The 20,157-nt window shown below is 63.6% G+C and carries 11 protein-coding genes; 8 read left to right on the top strand and 3 right to left on the bottom strand.

Annotated features, from left to right (window positions below):
- Positions 1-252: 252 nt before the first annotated feature.
- From CKA38_RS14485 to CKA38_RS14475, 3 genes are all read right to left on the bottom strand, one after another.
- Complete coding sequence (locus CKA38_RS14485; protein ID WP_108826203.1) at positions 253-7,170, bottom strand: autotransporter-associated beta strand repeat-containing protein; 6,918 nt, start codon at positions 7,168-7,170, stop codon at positions 253-255.
- Positions 7,171-7,245: 75 nt separating this feature from the next.
- A complete protein-coding gene (locus CKA38_RS14480) occupies positions 7,246-9,624 on the bottom strand; it encodes a TonB-dependent receptor domain-containing protein (RefSeq protein WP_108826202.1) in 2,379 nt (792 codons plus the stop codon).
- Positions 9,621-10,340 (bottom strand): carboxypeptidase-like regulatory domain-containing protein, encoded by a 720-nt coding sequence (locus CKA38_RS14475; protein ID WP_161554940.1) that lies wholly within the window; start codon positions 10,338-10,340, stop codon positions 9,621-9,623. The genes CKA38_RS14480 and CKA38_RS14475 overlap by 4 nt, the downstream gene beginning before the upstream one ends.
- Positions 10,341-10,443: 103 nt before the next feature.
- Between CKA38_RS14475 and CKA38_RS14470 the strand changes: the two genes are divergently transcribed.
- The 8 genes from CKA38_RS14470 (at position 10,444) to CKA38_RS14435 (ending at position 20,075) form a co-directional block, all read left to right on the top strand.
- On the top strand, positions 10,444-11,454 hold the full coding sequence (locus CKA38_RS14470; RefSeq protein ID WP_108826200.1) for a LacI family DNA-binding transcriptional regulator: 1,011 nt from the start codon (positions 10,444-10,446) through the stop codon (positions 11,452-11,454).
- 367 nt (positions 11,455-11,821) lie between these two features.
- The gene (locus CKA38_RS14465; protein WP_108826199.1) at positions 11,822-12,847 is read left to right on the top strand and encodes a zinc-dependent alcohol dehydrogenase; all 1,026 of its coding nucleotides are present in this window, start codon (positions 11,822-11,824) and stop codon (positions 12,845-12,847) included.
- Positions 12,844-13,911: a Gfo/Idh/MocA family protein gene (locus CKA38_RS14460; protein WP_108826198.1), complete on the top strand. Its 1,068-nt coding sequence runs from the start codon at positions 12,844-12,846 to the stop codon at positions 13,909-13,911. The genes CKA38_RS14465 and CKA38_RS14460 overlap by 4 nt, the downstream gene beginning before the upstream one ends.
- Positions 13,908-14,996 (top strand): Gfo/Idh/MocA family protein, encoded by a 1,089-nt coding sequence (locus CKA38_RS14455; RefSeq protein ID WP_108826197.1) that lies wholly within the window; start codon positions 13,908-13,910, stop codon positions 14,994-14,996. The genes CKA38_RS14460 and CKA38_RS14455 overlap by 4 nt, the downstream gene beginning before the upstream one ends.
- A gap of 18 nt (positions 14,997-15,014) precedes the next feature.
- The gene (locus tag CKA38_RS14450) at positions 15,015-15,989 is read left to right on the top strand and encodes an NAD(P)H-quinone oxidoreductase (protein ID WP_108826196.1); all 975 of its coding nucleotides are present in this window, start codon (positions 15,015-15,017) and stop codon (positions 15,987-15,989) included.
- Positions 15,990-16,041: 52 nt separating this feature from the next.
- The gene (locus CKA38_RS14445; protein WP_108826195.1) at positions 16,042-18,306 is read left to right on the top strand and encodes a glycoside hydrolase family 76 protein; all 2,265 of its coding nucleotides are present in this window, start codon (positions 16,042-16,044) and stop codon (positions 18,304-18,306) included.
- A 48-nt stretch (positions 18,307-18,354) separates the two neighbouring features.
- The gene (locus CKA38_RS14440; RefSeq protein ID WP_108826194.1) at positions 18,355-19,611 is read left to right on the top strand and encodes an MFS transporter; all 1,257 of its coding nucleotides are present in this window, start codon (positions 18,355-18,357) and stop codon (positions 19,609-19,611) included.
- Between the two features lie 11 nt (positions 19,612-19,622).
- Positions 19,623-20,075, top strand: a complete 453-nt coding sequence (locus tag CKA38_RS14435) for a hypothetical protein (RefSeq protein ID WP_108826193.1) — start codon at positions 19,623-19,625, stop codon at positions 20,073-20,075.
- The last annotated feature ends 82 nt before the right edge of the window (positions 20,076-20,157 follow it).

The following is a 20,157-nucleotide window of genomic DNA, read 5'->3' as shown; positions in this document are numbered from 1 at the left end:
TTGCTTCATTTTTTTGTGTTTTAGCAACGGAATCCGTCGCTCGCTATTTCATCAATATCCCCGGTGCTTGTTCCGGGGATATTTAATATCAAGCCGTTCAGGGGCTGCAACGACGTCACTTCCCAAATAAACTTCGCGTATTTATGGAGGGGGATCGCAGGCGCGGGCGAAATCTGCGCGCCGCGCTAGCGATTGGGAAACTTCGGGGAAAGCGGAGCGGGTGTCTTTGGGCGCGCCGCTGTTAACGGAGGCTTACCAGTGGCAGCTTATGCCGAGGTTGGCGGTGTAGTTTTCGAGTTCGCCGCCGAGGCTGCCGGAGATGTCGGCGTAGAGTTCGAAGTGCGCGTTGAAGCGCAGTGTCGCACCGGCGCCGATGTCGAACGAGCCGCCGCTGAAATCGTCGGCGTAATCATACCGGTCGCGCAGGCGGGTGCGGCCCGCATCATGGTAGCGGAGAACCGTCGTGCCGTTTTTGCCCTTGAATTCGTGGTCGTAGGCCACGCGAAACGCGGGGCGCAGATCCCACTTTCCAAACAGCCGGACGTTTCGCGAGAATTGCACGCCCACGAGGCCGCGGAACGAATCCACGTCGCTCACCTTGAACAGGCGGTGCGCGCTGTCGATGTCCTCCTCCACGTTGGTGATGCTGTAAAGGACGCGCTCGCTCACGTCCACCATCCAGCCGGACTTGGTGCGGAAGGTGTGGCCGAGCGAAAGCGAGAGGCCGAAGCCGTTTGTGCCGAGCCGCATGTCGTCCATGCCGTTCACGCGGGTGTCGTGCTTGCCTTTGGCCAGACGCGCGATGCCTTCGGCATGGAACGCGTCGTTGGGCTGGTAGGTGAGATAAAATCCGCCGCCGCCGGTCCGGGTCGTGGTGTCGGCGTCGTTCATGTCGATGTCTGTGTCGGTGAAATCGAGGAACACGCCCGCAGCGTATTTGAGTCCGCCTTTGCGTTTTCCTCGCGTGGCCTTGGGCGCCTTGACGAGGTTCACGCCGGTTTGCACGGATCTGGTGTCGGCCTTGGCGCCGTCGTAGAGCGTGCCTTTTATCTTGTCGTGGCGGTAGGCGCCGGCCACCCACAAGTCGGTGCCGATGCGGTGCTCGCCGTCGTTGGCGAGGCGCAGCAGGCTGATGCGTTGCGCGAGCGTGTCGAAGGCGGTCTGCGTGCCGATGTGAATGGCGGCGTTGATGCCGGTGACGGCCGGGATGACGGGGATGAGGTTTTCGCGGGAGAGGCGCCAGTTGTTGCCGTCGCTCGTCACATCCCAGGCGTAGATGGTGTCGTCGGGGTTGCCGGTGATGCTGATGGAGAGGTCGGCGGTGTTGCTGCCGGATTCGATTAATATCACCGAGGATGGCGCGTTGCCGTTGAGCGGGGAGTAGCCGTCCTCGTCGGTTTCGTCGAGGGAAAGGGCGATGGAGCCGGTGCCGGTGAAGAAGTCCGTCGCCTTCAGGTAATCCGACGCAAGGATGACGCCGAGGTTGGAGTTGACGGTGGCGGAGACGAGGAGCGCGCCGTCGAGGGAGAGCGACGAGACGGTCTGGCGCGTGCCGCGCAAATCGAGCGTGGCGCCTTGGGAAATGACGAGCGGCGAGGCGGCGGAGAACTGGTTGTCGTCGCGGGTCTTGAGGGTGCCGGCGGAAACGCGCACGGCACCGGTGTTGCCGAGCGCGGAGAGGAGCGTGAGCACGCCCGCGCCGCGTTTTTCAAAGGCGCCCGCGCCGGTGATTTTCGGGGTGTAGTCCGCGTCGTCGGCCTGGTTGACGGCAACGGTGCCGGCGGCGTCGAGCGTGATGGTGCCGGCGAGGTTTTCCGCGCGGCCTTCGAGGACGCCCGCGGCGACATGGTAGGAGATAGAGGCGGAGTTGGCGGTGTTGGTTATGACGAGTTCGCCGTCGCCGGCCTTGGTGAGCGTTTTGCCGATGCCGGTGATGGCGCCGGCCCAGGTGCCGCTTGCGCCGGCGGCGACGGAGAGGATGCCGTCGGCGTCGAGGCCGAGGGTGCGGTTGGATAGGAAACCGTCCGCCGTGATTTCGAGCGCCGCGCCGGAGCCGGTGAAACGGACTTCGCGATTGAGGGAGACGAGGCCGAGGCGGTCGTCGGCGGCGATGCGGAGCGTGCCGCTTTGAAGGAGCGTGCGCCCGGCGTAGTTGTTGGCGCCGGCGAGGGTGGCGACTCCATCGGCCCCGGCGTCAACGACAACAAAGATGCCTTGTTCGGCGGTGGTGGCGCCGCCGACGGATGCGAGGACGGAGCCGTCGCTGAGAGTGATTTTGTCGTTGGAGCCGATGACGGCGCCGCCGGTGCCGGTGATTGTGAGGCCCGCCCAGTCGTTCGCGCCCGCGCCGGTGGAGGGATTGAAGCCGGGGGTGTCGGAGAGGTCGAGCCAGCCGCCTTCGAGGACGAAGGTGTGCGTCGTCGCGGTCGCGTCAGCGGCGGAGAAATCGCGGAGCAGGACGGCCCCTTCCACGATGCGCGTGACGGCGTCGGCGGAGAGGAGGCTTGCGCCGGCGGTGGCGGCGGAGAGCGTGAGCGCGCCCTCTCCGAGTTTGGAGAGCGTGCCGGAGCCGGCGATGCCGCCGGTGAGCGTGATTGCGTTCGCGCCCGTGTCGAGCGCGGCGGAGCCGCCCGTGAGCGTGAGCGTGTCGGAGAGCGCGAGGCCGGCGAGGGCGCGGAGGGTGCCGGATGAGAGGGTGATGCCGGCGCCGGCGGTGCCGATTTGCGCGTTGGTGGAGAAGGCGAGGAGGCCCGAGTCGAGTTCGATGCCGCCGGTGAAGGTGTTGGCGGCGTTGTCAAACACGAGCGCGCCTTCGCCGGATTTCACGAGTTTGCCGGCGGCGTTTGTGATGAGCGTGCCGGTTGTCGCGATGTTTGTGGCGAGGGCGGCGCCGGTGAAGGTGAGCGTGCCGGTGTTGTCCACGACCATGTCGGACACGGTCGCGGCGGATTCGATGGCGATGCTTGCGGACGTGGCGCCGGTGAAGCGCACGGTGTCGCCGTCCTGGAATTTGGATTTGCCGGCGATGTCGCCGTTGTAGCCCTGCCAGTTGGCGAGGCCGATGTTCCATGTGCTCGTGCCGCTCGCGCCGGTCCATTCCATGTAGCGCGAGTCGTCCATGCCGTAGATGTAGAGGAGTGTGCCGGAGGAGGCGGCGAGTTCGCTGACGATGCGCAGCGAGTTGTCGATGAGGACGCCGTTGACCTCAAGGTTTTGCACGGAGGCGAGCGCGCCGGCGTTGCCGAGGGTGTAGGTGCCGGAGGCGATGCCGCCGGAGATGCTGATCGAGACGATGTTTGTGGCGGCGGCGGTGTTTATGGCGTCGGTGACGTCGAGGGTGTCGGCAATGCCGCCGGCGTGGATGCCGAACTCGACGCGGGCGGTGCCGGAGAGGGTGAGCGCGCCGCCGATGGAGAGCGCGCCGGCGCCGGTCCCGCCGGCGTCGCCGACGAGGAGCGTGCCGTTGTTGACGGTGACGTCGCCGGTGAACGCGCCGATGCCGCCGGCGGTCGCGCCGGATGCGATGGTGAGCGCGCCGCCAAGTTTCGCGCCGTCGGCGAGGAGGAGCGAACCGGCGGAGACGAGGGTGGGGGCGGCGAAGGAGGCGTTGTTGGTTGCGCGGAGGATGAGTTTGCCGTCGCCGATTTTGACGAGCGTGCCGGAGCCGGCGAGCGTGGCGGCGGACTCGACGGTGTGGGCTTGCGTGTCGAGCGTGCCGCTGGCGGCGGTGATCGCGATGGCGCCGGCGAGCGTGCCGGTGGAGCCGAGGATGTCGGCGTTGGCGCGGAGGGTGGCGGGGCCGGTGAGGCTGACGGTGCCGGAGGCGTCGCCGAGCTGGGCGGCGCGATTGAACGCGAGCACGCCGTCCTCGATTTCGAGTCCGCCCGTGAAGACGCCCGCGGCGTTGTCGAGCGTGAGCGTGCCCGCGCCTTTTTTGACAAACTTGCCTGTTGCCGCGACAGTGCCGGAGGCTCCGAGCGAGATGCCGCCCGCGACGCCGTCCACCGAGGCGGAGGCGGCGCTGGTTGTGATGGTGCCGCCGGTGAAGGTGAGGTCGCCGGTTGACGCCACTTCGACATCGCCCGCGGTCACGCCTTCCGTCGCGACGACGACGGTGCCGGCGGCGGTGGAGGCGAAGCGGATGCTGTCGCCGGTGACGAAGCGTGTCTCGCCAAAATCGGACGTGCCGTTGTCGTTCCAGTTTGAGGCGGTGGTGTCCCATATGCCGCCGTTTGCGCCGTCCCAGGCCATGCGCAGGTTGCGGTAGGAGGCGGCGACGGTGATGTCGTTTGCGCCGACGGTGAGGGCCAGGCTGTTGCGCCCGGTGAGCGGGCCGCCGTTGACGGTGTAGTCGAAGTTGGAGTTGCCGGCGGTGATGCTGTTTGCTGAGACAATGGTGTAGGTGGCGTTGCCGAGGTTGAGGAAATTGAGCGTGGTGGTGCCGGTGGCGGAGAAGGCGCCGCTGATGTTGAGGGCAGCGTCGGAGCCGGCGTCGGCGAGGTCGAATTCGAGGAGGGCTCCTTGCGAGAGGGAGAGGTTGCCGCCGATGGAGCCGGTGGTGACGGAGAGCGTCTGGCCGTTCGTGCGTGCGAGGTTGCCAATGTAGGCGGCGGTGTTGGAGATGCTGATGGCGGAGACGCCGTTGATGTTGCCGGAGAGGGAGCCCGCGTTGATGGCGACGGAGGGGACGCCGGTGAGCGCGCCGCCGAGGGTGAGCAGGCCGGAGCCTTGCTTTATAATGCCGCCGGGGCCGGTAATGGCTCCGTTGAGCGCGGCGTTGAACGCGCCGCTGTCGATCACGGTGTTCGCGCCGAGCGTGACGGCGTTTGTAACGGTGGCGTCGGCGGAAAAGCCCACGGTCGCGGTGCCGGTGACTGCGAGCGCGCCGGTGCCGAGCGCGGTGTTGCCGCCGAGCAGGAGCGTGCCCGAGGCGAGCGTGACGCCACCGGTGAAAGTGTTCGCGCCGGAGAGGCCGAGCGCGCCGTCGCCGGTTTTTAGCAGGCCGCCCACGCCGGTGGCGACGCCTGTGATGGACACAAGTTTGCCCGCCGCGATATTGGCCGTAACGGTGTCGCCCGCCGCCGAGCCGAGTTCGATGCGACCCGTGCCGGGCGTGGCAAGCACGCCGTCGCCGATGATGGCGGTGTTGTTTGCGAGCGCGAGGGCGCCGGCGATGGCGAGCGTTTGCGTGGCTCCGCTCGCGTCGTCGAGCCCGACTTGAAGCGTGCCGCCTGTTTGGATGGCGACGGAGCGGTTGAGCGCGCCTCCGGCGGCGGAGTCGATCGTGCCTTCGCCGCCAAAGGTCGCGCCGTTGGCGACGGTGATGGTGCCGCCGAGTGTGGCGGAGTTGGCGAGCAGGAGGCGTCCGGCGTGGAGGTTGAGCGCGCCGCGCTGTGAGGATGAGTCGCCGTTGGCGAGGATGAGCGTGCCCGCGCCGTCACCGGGTGCGGCTCCGACGGCGGAGGGATCGTTGTTTATGTTGATGACGGTGTCGGTGAAGGTGCCGGTGGAAATGGTGTCGTGGGCGTCGGATTCGCCGCCGATTTGGACGGTGGCATCGGGGGCGATGTTGAAGTTGGCGGTGCCGCCGGCGCCGAGGTAGAGGAAGCCGCCGGAAGCGCCGCTTGTGCCGGCGATGTTGCCGGAGTGGGTGGCTGAAGTGGTGGCGTTGTATTCGAGGAGACCTCCCAGGTGGAAGGAGATGGCTCCGCCTGTGCCGGCGCGCGCGGTGTTGCTGGTGAAGACGGCGTCGGTGAGGGTGAGGACTGTGCCGGCGCGGGTGGTGATGGCGCCGCCGATGTTGGCGGAGTTGCCGGTAAAGCGGACGCGGTTGAATTCGTAGCGGCTGTTTCCGCCGTTTAGGAAGACGCCGCCGCCCTCGTTGGCGACGTAGTTGCCGTCGAAGAGCACGTCGGTGAAGGTGTATGTTTTCAAGCTGGTGTTTCCTCCCATAATCAAAACGGTGGCGTGGGAGTTGGAGTTGTTATTGGCGAATGTGGCGCTGGTGATGGTGGCAACAGCGTCCGTGGCGAGGTGAATGGCCGAGCCTTGGGCGCCGGCGGTGGGACCGGAGGAGTTGGATACGAAGACGCCGCCGTTAACTGAAAGGGTGCCGCCGGCGATGACGGCAATGGCGCCACCGACGCCGGTGGAGGTGAAGTTGCCGTAAAAGGCGTTGTTGTTGAGGACGAGGTGTCCGCCGCTTTGAAGGATGGCGCCGCCGGCTCCGTTGGTGGAGGAGTTGCCGCGGGTGAGGTCGGCGGCATTGCCGAATGTGGCGCTGGTGATGGTGGTGGTGCCGGCGGCGTAAACACTGATGGCGCCTCCGCCGATAAATGAGGAGGAGTTTTGCTCAAAGACGGCGCCGTCGATCGTGGCGCGCGCGGCGGCCACGATGTGGACGGCACCGCCCGGGTTGGTGCCGGCGGTGTTGGTGGTTTTGTTATCGCGGAAGGTGACGTCGGTCATCGCGACAGTGCCGGCATAGACGGTGACGGCGCTGCCGCGAGAGGCTGCGGTGTTGCTGGTGAAGACCGCGTTGTTGAGGGTGTGGAACTGGTTGGCGGAGTTGTAGAGAATGGCGCCGGCGATGTTGGCGGCAGAGTTGCCGTGGAAAATTGCCCCGTCAATGACGGAGCTCGCAAAGTTCCCTGTTTGGATAGCACCGCCGCTGGCGCCTGTGAGCGTGGTTTTGTTGAAGTAAAATTCACCATTGCGGAGTTCAAGGAAAGCAGGAGCGGCGGCACTAGCACCGGTAACTGAAAGGGCACCGCCACCCAGACTATTTTGGCGGTTGATGTTGCCGAGCGCGGGGTTGTCCTTGTCGCCGAAGCGGACGTTTTGCAGGTCGAGCGTGCCGGAGGCGCGGAGACTCAGGCCGGGGCCGCGTCCCGCGATGTCATTGTTAATAAAAACAGTGGTGCCGCTGCCAGTGGTGCGGAAAACAGTGCCCGCGGTGTTGCCGATGATTGCGCTGTTGCCGGCGGTGGCGAGGTTGTCGAAGGTGTAGAGCGCGCCGGCGGCGACATCGATGGTGGTGGTGCCGGCGCTGAGGACGAGCTGCGCGGGTGCGTTGCCGGTGGTGTTTACGGTGATTGTGTTTTGTGCGCGGACGGGGGTGCCCACGAGGGTGGCGAGGACGAGTGTTGCGAGGGCGAGCGTTGGTTTCATGGCGAGAAATGGGATTATAAAGGCGGGATTAAATAGGGTGGCGAATGGGACCGGTGCGGGGCTGACGGAGTTAGATTACCACTGGCCTTTCACGGAGAGGCTGATGACGGAGCCGGTGCGGTCGGTCAGATACAGGGTGAGCGGGTTGTCGCCTCTTTTTTCCTGCCAGACGTAGCGTGCGTCGAAGACGTTGCGAACGCTGAAGGAGATGGTGTAGCGCGGGCTGATGCGCCAGTCGCCGCTGATGTCGGTCTGGGCGCGATGGCGGCGGATTCTCTCCCCGTTGGCGACGATGGGGAAGTCGTCGCTCCAGTTGCAGTTGACGTTGAAACTCCACGCGCGCCAGGAGTAGCTGATGCCGGCGTTGATGGTGTGGGGGACGAGGTTTGAGACAATGGTGTCTGCGTAGGTGCGCGTGTAGTTGGCGCGGAGACTGACGGGACGGAGAACGGGGGTGATCAAGCCGAGGTTTTGGCTCCAGGAAAGCTCCATGCTGCGGGTGGTCACCTGGCCGCCGCTGTTGAAGCGGGTGGATACGTTGTAGCCGGGATATTGGTCCGCCAGAACGTCGTCGTAGCTTTCGACGGGCACCTCCTCATTTTGGATTTTGCTGTCGATGTTGTTTTGGTAAACGGCGACGGAGAGCTGGCCGGCTCTCTTTAAATACCAGGCGAGGCGGGCGGAGAAGGTTTTGGCTTTTTCAGGACGCAGATTGATATTGGGGATGCTGATGCGATTCTGGCTGCTCATGACGTTGATGACGCCGATGAGGTCGTCGTAGTTGGGGCGGCGGATGGTCGCGCCGTAGCCCAGTTGGAAAACAAGGTTCGGGCGGATAAGATATTTCAGCGACGCGCTGGGGAAGAAATTGTCGTAATCATATTTGCGGGTGGCTTGGGGGAGGGAGAAGAACTGGTAGTTGATGCCCTCGGTGGTGGTGGCGTAGCCTGTGCTGGCGCCGATTGTGTGGCCCTCTTTCTCGACTTCGCGGGCGGATCGCGGGTTGGGCTCGTGGATTTTGACGTTGGTGTCCTCGTAACGGATGCCGGCGCGCACGGTGAGGCGCTTGTCGAGGAATGTGGTGGTGCCCATAAGGTAGCCGGCGTCTATGCGTTCGCGAAAGTTACGGTGATAAAGGACGTTGGTATTGTAGTAGTCGGCGACGGTGGGGGCGGGGCGGAAGATTCTGTCGGCGGCGTCGCGAGTCTGGTCCTCATCCCAAACCCTGGCTATGGCGGCGGGATCGAACATAAAAACGGTGCCGCCGGAGGGCGTGATGATGGAGCCCCCAAGATCGCCGAAGTCGAAGTCGCGGGCGCTTTTGAAAGAGGCGTTTTGGGCGGAGATATTGGCGGCGGAGGTATCGGTGTAGGCGATTCGCTTCAGCCAATACGGTTGGTCGAATGTGCGCTTTTGCTGGTGGCTTTTCAGGCCGGCCTTCCAGTGGATTGGCAGGAGCCAGCGGGTGATCGCCGAGGCGTTGGCCTGGGCGGTGAAATCCTTGCGGGTGTTTTTTCGGCCGTCCTCCACAAAGAGGGTGGTGTCCCTGTTAAAGGAGGCGCCGGTGGAGATGTCCCCGCCGGAGAGCTGGGTGACGGTGAAGTCGGATGTGGCGGCGCCGGGAGTGCGGGTGGAGCGGAAGTTGATGCCCCTGGCGTTGGCACGGGCGAAGTAGGCGGCTCCTTTTTGACCGTAACCGTCACTGACGCTTTTCGAGTCGGAGTAGGCGACCGTGGCGTCGAGGGTGAGGTCGCGGAGTTTGTATTCGAGGCGGACTTGCGGCGCGAAGTAGCGGCTGTTCAGGACGGAAGCGCGTTGCTCGGCTTGGGCGTAGGCGGTGGTGCCGGTGGTCTCGAAGGAATACATCGGCGCGTTGCCGATGACGTTGAGCGATGAGGCGCGGTTGGTTCCGAGGCCGGCGCTGAATGCGACCTTGCGCAGCGTGCTCCAGGTGTCGGTCTTGTTGTAGTTGATGGTTGCGCCAAGCGTGAGGCGGGGAGTGACGCGCCAGTCGCCGCGGATGGTGGCGGCGAAGCGGTGGTTCATTCGCGGCTGCTCCTGAAAATAGAAGTTGTTTGGCAACTGCGGGCGCGGGTCGGCGGCGGTGGGGACATAGTCGGTGACGAGGCCGGTGCGGTGTGTGACCGAGTAGATGTTGCTTTCGCTGATATTGATAATGAGGCCGTATTTGTTGCGCACCGCGGTGGAGAACTCGGCGAGGAAACCGGGGCGGACCTTGAGCGAGCCGCGGTCGTCGTCGGGGCCGAGCGTCTTGTCGAGGGTGAGCGCGGAGGAGTGCGCGTTGACGACCAGGCGGGCGGCGAAGCGGGTGCCGCGACGGTCGAATGCGGTCTTGCTGCGGAGGTTGATGGTGCCGGCGGGGGCGCTGGCGTCCACATCCGCGCTGATGGTGCGCGAGATGTCGATCGACTCCATGCTGTTGAGCGAAATCAACTCGAAGGAGGGCGCGCGCGTGACGGCGTTAAAATCGCCGCCGGGGGATTGGCGGCGCCGGCGGCCATGCCGTCCACGGTGACGTTGGTGTATTCGGCGGGAAGCCCGCCGATGCTGACGTTGGAGGCTTCGCCGGAAACGGAGTTGACGAAGATGCCGGGGACGTTGCGGAGGAACTCGCCGATGTTGCCCTCGGGGTCGCTGCCGAAAAGGTCGGACGAGATGGACTGGCCGATGTCCATTGAGGCGCGCTGCCGCATGATGACCTTGGCCTGGCCTTCGCGCTCGGAGGTGACGGTAAATTTTTCCAACTGGACCACGTCGTCGTCGCCGCCGGTGGTGGCGGGCCTGGCGACGGGCAGGTCGAAATCAAGCGTGGCGGTGGCGCCGGCGGCAACGGTGACGGTGCGCGTGATGTCGGGCAAGCCGGCGTAGCTGAGCACGAGCGCGACTTCTCCGGCGGGCAGGCCGGAGATTTGATAAAAGCCGCCGGCTGCGGTGAAAACGGTTTCTCCGGTTGCCACGGCGCGGATTTGCGCGTCCCGCACGTATTCCTCGGTCGCGGGGTTGAACACCCGCCCGGTGACGGTGCCGGCATTCGCCGCGGTCTGCGCCTGCGAAAACGGCATGGCGACGAGTGCGAAAAACAGGGCGAGCGCGGGGAGCGGTGACAGCGGGAGCATGCGCGGGGAGGGGCGACGGGCGGGAGGTTTCATGCTCGGCATTCTATCAGAAAGATTTCAATATTATCATTGAAAATTGATTTTGTTTTTTGAAACTTTGGAAAATTTTTAGAAAAATACCCCCTATTTTCAAACCATGAACAAGCCCTCCATGATAAAGATTCAGGAATTCGCGCGCCTCACGGGAGTGTCGATTGCGACCATTTCGCGGGTGTTCAACCACCACCCGAACATCCGGCCCGACTTGCGCAAGCGCGTGTTTGCCGCGGCGCGCGAGCACGGTTACCACCCCCGGCTTTCACTCAAGCAAAAGAACGTGGTCATCATCACTCCCTACAACGCGGTGTGGCCGGTGCAGAGTTGCGTGGACATGATTCTGATGGCGCTCACGCAGGAGATGCCGCGGCGCGGCTTTCGCCTGGAAATACTGCCCGTCAACAATCGCGACCGTCTTGAGGACATGCAGTTTTGCGCCGCGGTCGCCATCGGCGCCGAGCCCGCCGACTTTGCCGACTGGCCCGACCGGTTTCCCGTTCCGCTGGTCATCATGGATCGCGACGGGAAATCCAATCCGTCCCATGTGTTTTACGTTCGCTCGGACGAGGCGCAGGGCATGAAGATCGCGATCTCGCATCTCCACGAACGCGGTTGCCGCAAGATCGGCTGCATCGTCCATGGCGATCCGGGCACGGGCAACGCCGACCTGCGGCACGCCGCCATCATTCGCGCGCTGAACGCGCGAAAGTTCCCTTGCGACGACTCGCTGGTCATGTTTTCCGGCCCGGGCTCCGAACGGTATGTGGAGTTGATCGGGAAGCTCCTGAAGCGCGGTGTGGACGCCCTGTTTTGCCCGGGGGGCAACGCCGGGGTCATGGCGTATTATGCCTTCTCGCTTTACGAACGCCGGGTGCCGGATGACATCTCGCTCATCGCCTCGGAGCAGACGGCATTTTCCAACTACACGGTTCCTCCGCTGACGACGATTTCGCCCGACTATGCGGCGATGGCCGCGTCCACCGCCGATGTCATCGAAGCGTGCCTGGACGGGGAACGGCCTCAGGCCCACACGATTTTGCCGTATGGTTTGATCAAGCGCGAAAGCGTGGCCCTGCCGCAAACACCGCAGGTGACGTCAAAAAGAAAATAGCGCGTATGCCGGCGTGGTGCGGACTGCCTGGGGCAGCTCCGCTATAACCGAATGGAATGACACCCGGGAGCGCGGGCATCCTGCCCGCAGGTTTTGCGGCTTGTGCTGTGCGGCGCGGTGTGCCGCGCCGTCTTGCGGGCAGGATGCCCGCGCTCCCAGGATGACGTTGTTTTCTCGTTTTGTGAAAATAAAACGGGATTTTTGGAATATTTTTCAAAAACTCAAAAAACAAAAATCATTTTCAATGACGGTGGTGAAAACATTTCTGCTAAGATGTCCGGCGTTGAAGAATTCGCGCCCGTCGCAATTCCCGCAAAACCTCTCCTACCCACTTCGTCCCTAAACTTACACCCAAAGGCAAAATCTCATGAAACGAAAAATCATCCAGTTTGTTTCCGCAGGAAAGGCGGAGCTGACCGACGAGCCGCTGCGCGGCATCGCCGATGACGAGGCGCTCGTTGAAAACGAAATCTCCGCCATCAGCGCGGGCACAGAGCGCGCCAATTTGATGGATTTGCCAAACCTCGGCGGTCCCGGCGCGGCGCCCGGACAATTCCCAAAACGCCTCGGCTACAGCGGGGTGGGGCGCGTCGCCGAGGTCGGAAAAAATGTCCGCGGCGTGAAGGCCGGCGACCGCGTGCTGACGCATTGGGGGAGCTGCCATTCGAGTTTTAATTACATTTCCGAAAACAACCTCGTGAAAATCGACGACGACGCGCTGCCCTCCGAGCACGCGGTGTTCGGCGTGATCGGCGGGTTTTCGCTCGGCGGCTTGCGCAAGACGCGGCTCGAAATCGGCGAGAGCGCCGCGGTCGTCGGCTTGGGAATCCTCGGCGTGTTCGCGGTCGCGCTGTGCCGCGTCGCCGGTGCCGCGCCGTGCATCGCGTCGGATTTGAGCGAGGCTCGCCGGAAGCTCGCGCTGTCGCTCGGCGCGCATCATGTGTTTAACCCCGCGGACGCGGATTATATTGAAAAAGTCCGCGCGGCGGCGCGCGGCGGCGTGAACGCGATCATTGAGGTGACGGGGCAATCCGTCGCGCTGAAGCAGTCGCTCGGATTTGCCGCGAGATTCGGTCGCGTCGCGTTGCTCGGCTGCACGCGCGTTTCGGACGCGGCGATTGATTTTTACCAGGAGGTGCACCGTCCTGGCGTGGAGCTTATCGGCGCGCACACGCAAGCGCGCCCCGAACAGGAGTCGCGCCCGCACGCGTGGACTTGGCGTGACGACGCACGCGCCGTCCACAACTTCATGTCCGACGGGCGGATTGACATGGCGAAAATTCTCTCCGCCGTCCATTCGCCGCTCGAGGCGCCCGCCGTTTACACGTCGCTCGCGCAAACCCCGCAAGACTTCCCCATCGGCGCGGTCTTCGACTGGAGGTTGCTCAAATGAAACCGATCAAGATCGCGCAGCTCGGCGTGAGCCATGAGCACGCCGCGGGCAAGATGCGCTCGTTGCGCCTGCGGCCGGACGCATTTGAAATCGTCGGCGTCGTTGACGACCGCGCCACGACGCGCGCGGCGAACTACATCCATTGGGACAAGGAGGAATCCGCCTACGAGGGCCTGCCGCGCCTGACCGAGGATGAGCTTTTTGCGATGCCCGGCCTGGACGCCGTTGCGGTCGAGGTTCCCAACTCCGAGCTGGTGCCGGCGGCGAATCGCTGCCTTGCGCACAATCTCCCGATCCACATGGACAAGCCCGGCAGCGACGAGATGGCCCCCTTCGCGCGGCTGCGGCGCGATTACGAGGCGCGCGGTCTCGCGTTCCAGATGGGCTACATGTTTCGCGGCAACCCCGCGATGCGCTGGATTCTCGACGCGACGAAACGCGGCTGGCTCGGCGAAATCTTCGAGGTTCAGGCAAGCATGAGCCACAACTACGGCAACGAGTCCTACGAGGATTACATCGGGAAGTTCCAGGGCGGCCTCATGTTCAATCTCGGCTGCCACTTGGTGGATTTCGTTGTCTCGCTGCTCGGACGCCCGTCGGGTGTTTTCCCCCTCATAAAAACCGCGCCCGGCGACAAGCCCGGCATTCACAACAACTGCGTCTCGATTTTGGATTACCCGAACGCCACCGTCACGCTCCGCGCCTGCAGCCGCGAGGTGGGCGGCCTTGAGCGACGCCGCTTGAAAATCTGCGGCACCAAGGGCTCCGTCGAGCTCTGCCCGCTGGAACGCTTCGACGGGCAGCCGCTGCAAATGAGCCTTGTCCTGCTCGATGGCAACGAGGAGCGCGAGGCCGGCGCGCACACGCTCGACTTCGGCCCCGTCCGCGACCGCTACGAGGATCAGTTGCTCGAATTCGCGCAAACCATCCGCGGCGAAACAAAGGCCCCGGCCTCACCCGACATCCTCCTCAACGGCAACCACGACTGCCTCGTGCAGGAAGTCCTGCTCGCCGCCTCCGGTTACACCGTTGGTAAACCTCAAACCACGCCAGTCGCGCAATGAAGGCATCGTCGGCACCCATCAAGTTTGGCGTCTGCGGCCTTGGCCGCATCGGCGCGCAACACTGCCGGTTTTTCTCCGAAAACCGGGAACGGTATCAACCCGTTGCGTTTTGCGACATCGACGAAAATCGCGCGCGCGAAACCGCCGCGAAGTATCACGGAAAACCTTGCACGGATTTTGCGAATTTTATCGCCGATCCGGACATGGAGCTGGCGATCATCGCCACGCTTTCGCTCGACCACGCGCGCCATGCCGAGCAGGCGCTCGCCGCCGGCAAAATGGTTTTGCTGGAAAAACCGATTGGCGTCACCGCGCGGGACTACGCGATTTTGCAACGGCTCGTCCGCGAGTATCCCGGCAAACTTTATTGCGGACACAACCACCGCTTTGAGCCGGCGTTTCAAAACGCGCTCGAAATCGTCCGCGATGGAATCTTGGGAAATGTTTACGCGGTGAAACTCGCCAAGCACCACACCTTCATGCGTCGCACCGACTGGCAAATGCGGCTCGATTGCGGCGGCGGACAGCTCAGTGTTTGGGGGCCGCATTTGCTCGATCACGCGTTGCAATTTCTCGCCGGCTCGCCGGTGCGCAATGTGTGGAGTTATTTGCGGCGCGTGCTCACGCCGGGCGATGCCGACGACCATGCGCGCATCATGCTCGAGTCGGAAAATGGCGTTGTTGTCGAAATCGAAATCAGCAATTCCGTCGCGCTGCCCGCGCCGTGCTGCGCGATTTACGGCGACAGGGGCACGCTGGTTTGCGGACAAGAGCAAAAGGAGATTCGGCTTCGCTACCTCGCGCCGGATTTCCGCTGGGACGATGCAACTGCGAGCACGGGCAACCTTCCCGTGGACGCCCCCTGGCACGCAGGCGCCGAAAAGCTCCCGTGGATTGAGGAAACCCGCGCCGTCACGCCGGACGTGAACATGTGGGATCACGTTGAAATCGAACTCGCCCGCCACCTCCACGCGGCCATTCGCGACGGCGTTCCGTTTCCCATAAAAAATTCCGACGCGCTGGAGGTAGCCCGTCTTGCCGAAGTTATCAAAAAACAAAATCCCCGGTTCGACTGGATCGGATGAGAAAGAAAATTTTTTTCCATGAAAGCTATCATCATCAAAGATAAAAAGCTGTTGTGGTCGGATGTTGCCGACCCGATCTTAAAAGAGGGCGAAGTGCTCGTCAAAGTGCGCGCCGCCGCGGTCAATCGCGCCGACCTCATGCAGGTTGAGGGCAACTACCCGCCGCCCCCAGGCGCGCCCGATTGGCCCGGCCTCGAGATCGCCGGCGAAATCACCGAAGTCCCCGCCGGCACACCCGGCGGCTGGAAAGTCGGCGACCAGGTTTGCGCGCTTCTCGGCGGCGGCGGCTACGCCCAGTTCGCCGCGGTGCACCACTCCATGCTCATGCCCGTTCCGAAGGGGCTTTCGCTGGCGGAAGCCTCCGCGCTTCCCGAGGCCTACGCCACCGCCTACCTCAATCTCGTCATCGAGGGCGGCTGCAAACCCGGTTATAATTTCCTCATGCACGCCGGCGCGAGCGGCCTGGCGAGCGTCATCATCCCGATGGCGCGCGCCTTCGGATTGCGCGTTATCACGACCGTCATCGACGCGGAAAAGGCAGCCCAAATCACCCACCTGAAAGCCGACGTCGTTGTCGACACATCCAAGGAAAACATCGCCGACGTTTTGAAACGCGAGGCGGATGCCGGACGTCCGCTCAACCTGGCAATCGACTGCCTCGGCGGTGAAAAAGTCGGCGAGTGTTTCCCGCACGTCGCCTACGCCTGCCGCTGGATCATGATCGCAACGCTCGCGGGCGACATCAGCCCGGTGAACCTGCGCACGATGTTCATGAAAAACATCCGCCTCATCGGCAGCACACTCCGCAGCAAAACCCCGGAGGTGAAGGCGCAAATCCTCGCGAACCTCGTGAAGGACGTCTGGCCGAAAATCGAGACGGGCGAGGTGCGCCCGACGATTTACAAAATCATGCCGATCACCGAGGCAAACGCCGCGCACGCACTGCTGCGCGACGGCGTCAGCGCCGGCAAGGTCGTCCTGACGCTGGACTGACGAGCGCAGCCCAGCACCGCAACAACCGCAGAAAAACGACCGCCAAATTCCAATGAAACCAGCATCCATAATCATCCCCGCTCTTTGTTTTTTGGCGGCGCTTTCCGCCTCCGCCGCCGATGCCACCGTCTCCGTCATCAAAAACAGGGACGGCAGCTTCGGGCTCACCGCCAAGGCCGGGGCCGCAATCCTCACGCAAAACGCCCCGCTGCGCGTTTCCTTCTGGAACGGCGCGTCCAAGAAAGGCCTCGCTCCCGCGCGCGCCGGTTACGCGCAGTTGCGCGAGACCGGGCGCGGCGAGTGGCTGGGCACGGGAACACTGCGCGCGGACGCCGCCGACACCGGCAAGATGACGCCGCACAACGCCGTCGAGTTTGACTTCACCGACCGCTGGACCGTCTCCGGCGACACGGTTCGCCTGCGCCGCGAGGTGCGCGTGCGCGGCAACGCGCCCGGCGGCTTCAACAGCGTCATCGGTATGCGCGTCGGCGGCGCGCGCCCGTGGCCGGAGATGGAGTGGTTCGTCCCCGGCGCGATTTACGGCAGCTCCGACCACCTGCGCGACAACTCCTTCGGCGCCGCCAATTATTACAAAAAAGGCAAATACACCGTCTGGATTCGCGAGGACCGCCTGCCCGCGCCCTTGCTCGCCACGCGCCTGCCCAACGGCGCGAGCGTCGCCGTCCTCGACTCCGCGCCCGACGGCGCCACCAACTGCGCCGACGGTCTCAGCTTCACGCACAAGCCGATCGCCAGCGAAGATTTTCGCTTCGGCGCCATCATCGCCGAGGAAGGCTCCAACGCCACCGTCATCGGCTACGCCTATCCCGGCTCCGAGGGCTCGCTCACTTACGGCCCGAAAGGCCAGGCGCACAAAACCTCCGCCGTCCAGCTCTGGCGCTATCGTTTCAGCCCGTTGAAGGATGGCTTCACACAACGCTACGAGGTCACCTTCCGCCTCTCGACCGCGCGCGACACCAACGACCTCATCGCCGCCAACTGGCGCTGGGCCTGGCGGACGCTCAACCCGAAAATCAACCCGCAGCCCCTCGAAGTCCTGCGCGGCAACTTTGTCGACATGCTGATGGAAAACTACGTCGAGAAGGACGACCGCGCCGGCGTGCGCTTCCTCGCCGCGTCCGAGGCCAATCCCAAGCCGCCGTCGAATCCCGAGACGAAGTTGATCATCGGCTTCCTCGGCTACGCCATCGGCTCCGCGGAAATGATGCTCGTCGAGGCCGACCGCGACCCCGCGTCCGAGCGCTCGAAAACGCTGCGCCAGGCCGCCGAAAAAATCATCGCCACCAGCCTTCGCCTGCCCGTTGACCCGCCTGTCGCCGAGGGTTTTGTCCTCTCGACCGGGGAATACGCCGTCTCCGAGGTCGCCGCGCACAAGCCGATCGACCCTGAAAAAAATTCGATTTATCTCCGCAGCTTTTGCGACGACATGAAATCGCTCATGCGCGCCTACGAACGCGAACAACGCGCCGGCAGGCAGCATCCCGAATGGCTCGCGTGGACGCGCAAATTCGCCGACTGGCTTCTCAAGCAGGAGCAGGCCGGCGGTGGTTACCCGCGCTCCTGGAAGCCGCTCAGCGGCGACCTGAAAGACAGCTCCCCGACCAGCACCTACAACGTCGTTCCCTTCTACGCGCAACTGTATCGCATCACCAAGCACAAGCCCTACCTCGACGCCGCGTTGAAGGCCGGCGACTTCGCGTGGCAGTCCGGCCACGACCGCGGACGCTTCGCGGGCGGCACTAGCGACAACCCCGACGTCATCGACAAGGAGGCCGCGACGATTTCCCTCGAAGGCTACCTCGCACTGCACGCGCTCACAAAGGAGCCGAAGTGGCTCGACCGCGCCCGCGTCGCCGCCGACATCGCCGAAACCTGGATGTATATCTGGAACGTGCCGATGCCCTCCGACGCCAAGCAAAGTCAGATCCACTGGCCCATCGGCCAGTCCACCGTCGGCATGCAACTCGTCGCCACCGGCCACACCGGGGCGGACGCCTACATGACATGGGACGTTGAAAGCTACGCCCGCCTTTCCCGCGAAAGCAATGACCGGCACTACATGGACGTCGCCGCCATCCTCCTGCACAACACCAAGGTCATGGCCGGACGCCCCGGCGACCTGCGCGGCACGCGCGGCCCCGGCTGGCAGCAGGAACACTGCTGGCTCGACCTTCCGCGCGGCAAGGGCCGTCATCGCGCCTGGCTCCCCTGGGTGACCGTCAGCCACCTGCGCGGTATCAACGACCTCATTGATTACGACGCGGAACTCTACAAAAAACTCGCCGCGGAAAAATAAAACCCCGCCCCGCGCGCGGCCGGAAAAAATTAACCGAACCCAAAAAACATGACCAAAAGAAAAATCCCCTTTGCATGGGAGATCGTTGTCTGGCTCTGGCTCGCCTACTTCATGAACCAGGCCGACCGCCAGCTTTACAGCGTCGTCCAAAAACAAGTGCAGGACGCGCTGGGCTTGAGCGACATCCAGACGGGCTTGGTGAACACCGTGCTCATCGCCTCGATGGCGGTGATGATGCCCATCGCCGGCTTCGTCGGCGACCGTTTTTCCCGACGCCGCATCATTCTGTGGAGCCTACTGGCGTGGAGCGTTGCGACGATGCTGACCGGCTTCACCAACGGTTTGGTTTCGCTCATCGTCGTGCGCAGCCTGGCGACCGCCGTGGGCGAGGCGTTTTTCCTCCCCGCCGCCACCGCGCTCATCGGCCAGTATCACGTCAAGACGCGCGGGCAGGCGCTCGCGATTTACCAGACCGCGCAGTATTTCGGCGCGGTGTCGTGCGGCTGGGTGGGCGGCTGGATTGCGGGAAATTACGGATGGAAGCACTCCTTTTGGATATTCGGCGGCGCGGGTGTTGTCCTCGTCGCGTTGATGTGGTCCCGATTGAAAGACGCGCCCAAAACGGCCGTCGCCGTTGTGCGCGAGCCAATCAGTGCCGTCCTCGGCGCCTTGTTCCGCACGCCGACCGCGTTGGTGCTGACGCTCGCGCTGGGCTGCTCGACCTTTGTCAACATGGGCTGCCTCGCGTGGATGCCCACGTATTTGCAGTTGGAGCCGTTTAGTCTCACGCCCGCGAAAGCCGGTTTGTTCAGCATGCTTTATTACCAGATTTTCTCCTTTGTCGGCGTGCTCCTCGGCGGACGTGTCTCGGACAAGATTGTCGGCAACCGTCCCTCCTTCCGCATTGAGCTGTCCGGTCTGGCGCTCCTGCTGTGCGTGCCGACGCTCTACCTCATGGGCGCGACGCACAGCCTCTGGCTCGTTTACGCGACGCTCGGCGCATTCGGTTTCTTCCGCGGTCTCTACGACTCCAATATTTACGCGTCGCTCTTCGACGTCACCTCGCCGCGCCACCACTCCTCGGCAACCGGAATGATGGCCGGATTTTCCTTCGGCGTCGGTTCGCTCGCCCCGCTCATCTTGGGCGTGATCAAGCAATCCTACGCGCTCAACATCGGCATTTCGATGCTCGGAATCGTTTATGTTTTCGGCAGTCTCGCGCTCCTTGTCACCGCGCGCGCGTTCTTCCCCTCGGACTACGCCCGCAACCGTCAGCCCCTTCCTTCCTCAGACAACAACCAGTAACACACACCATCATGAAAAAACTCATTCTCGCCGCAATCGTCGCCATCTTTGCCGCACTCCCGGCGCCGGCCCAAAGCAACGCTCCCTACACCGAGGGTCCCGTCTGGGACATCATCCTCGTGCGCCTCAAGCACGGCATGCACGACGCCTACTTCAAAAGCATCTCCAAGACCTTCAAGGCAGTCTTCGATGAGGCGAAGAAGGAGGGCATCATCATGGATTATAAAATCCTCTACGGCCAGACCTCGTCGCCGGACGATTTTAACGTGATGTCCATGGTGCAGCTCAAAAACTACGCCGCCCTCGACACCTATCGCGAAAAAATAGATCCCATCGCCCGTCGCATCGAAGGTGACGCGAAAAAACAAACCGAAACCTTCACCGGGCGCGTGGAAATTCGCGACATCCTCGGCTACAAATTAATGCGGGAAGTCACCTTGATCGACGAAGACAAGAAAAAGTAAGCGCCCGCCCGTTCGACGCAACTCGACACAAATCGAAACAACTCGATTTGAGCCGAATCACGTCGAATGACGTCGCGAACAC

It is taken from the genome of Ereboglobus luteus, assembly GCF_003096195.1.
GTDB lineage: Bacteria > Verrucomicrobiota > Verrucomicrobiia > Opitutales > Opitutaceae > Ereboglobus > Ereboglobus luteus.
This window is presented reverse-complemented; position numbering and strand designations above follow the sequence as displayed.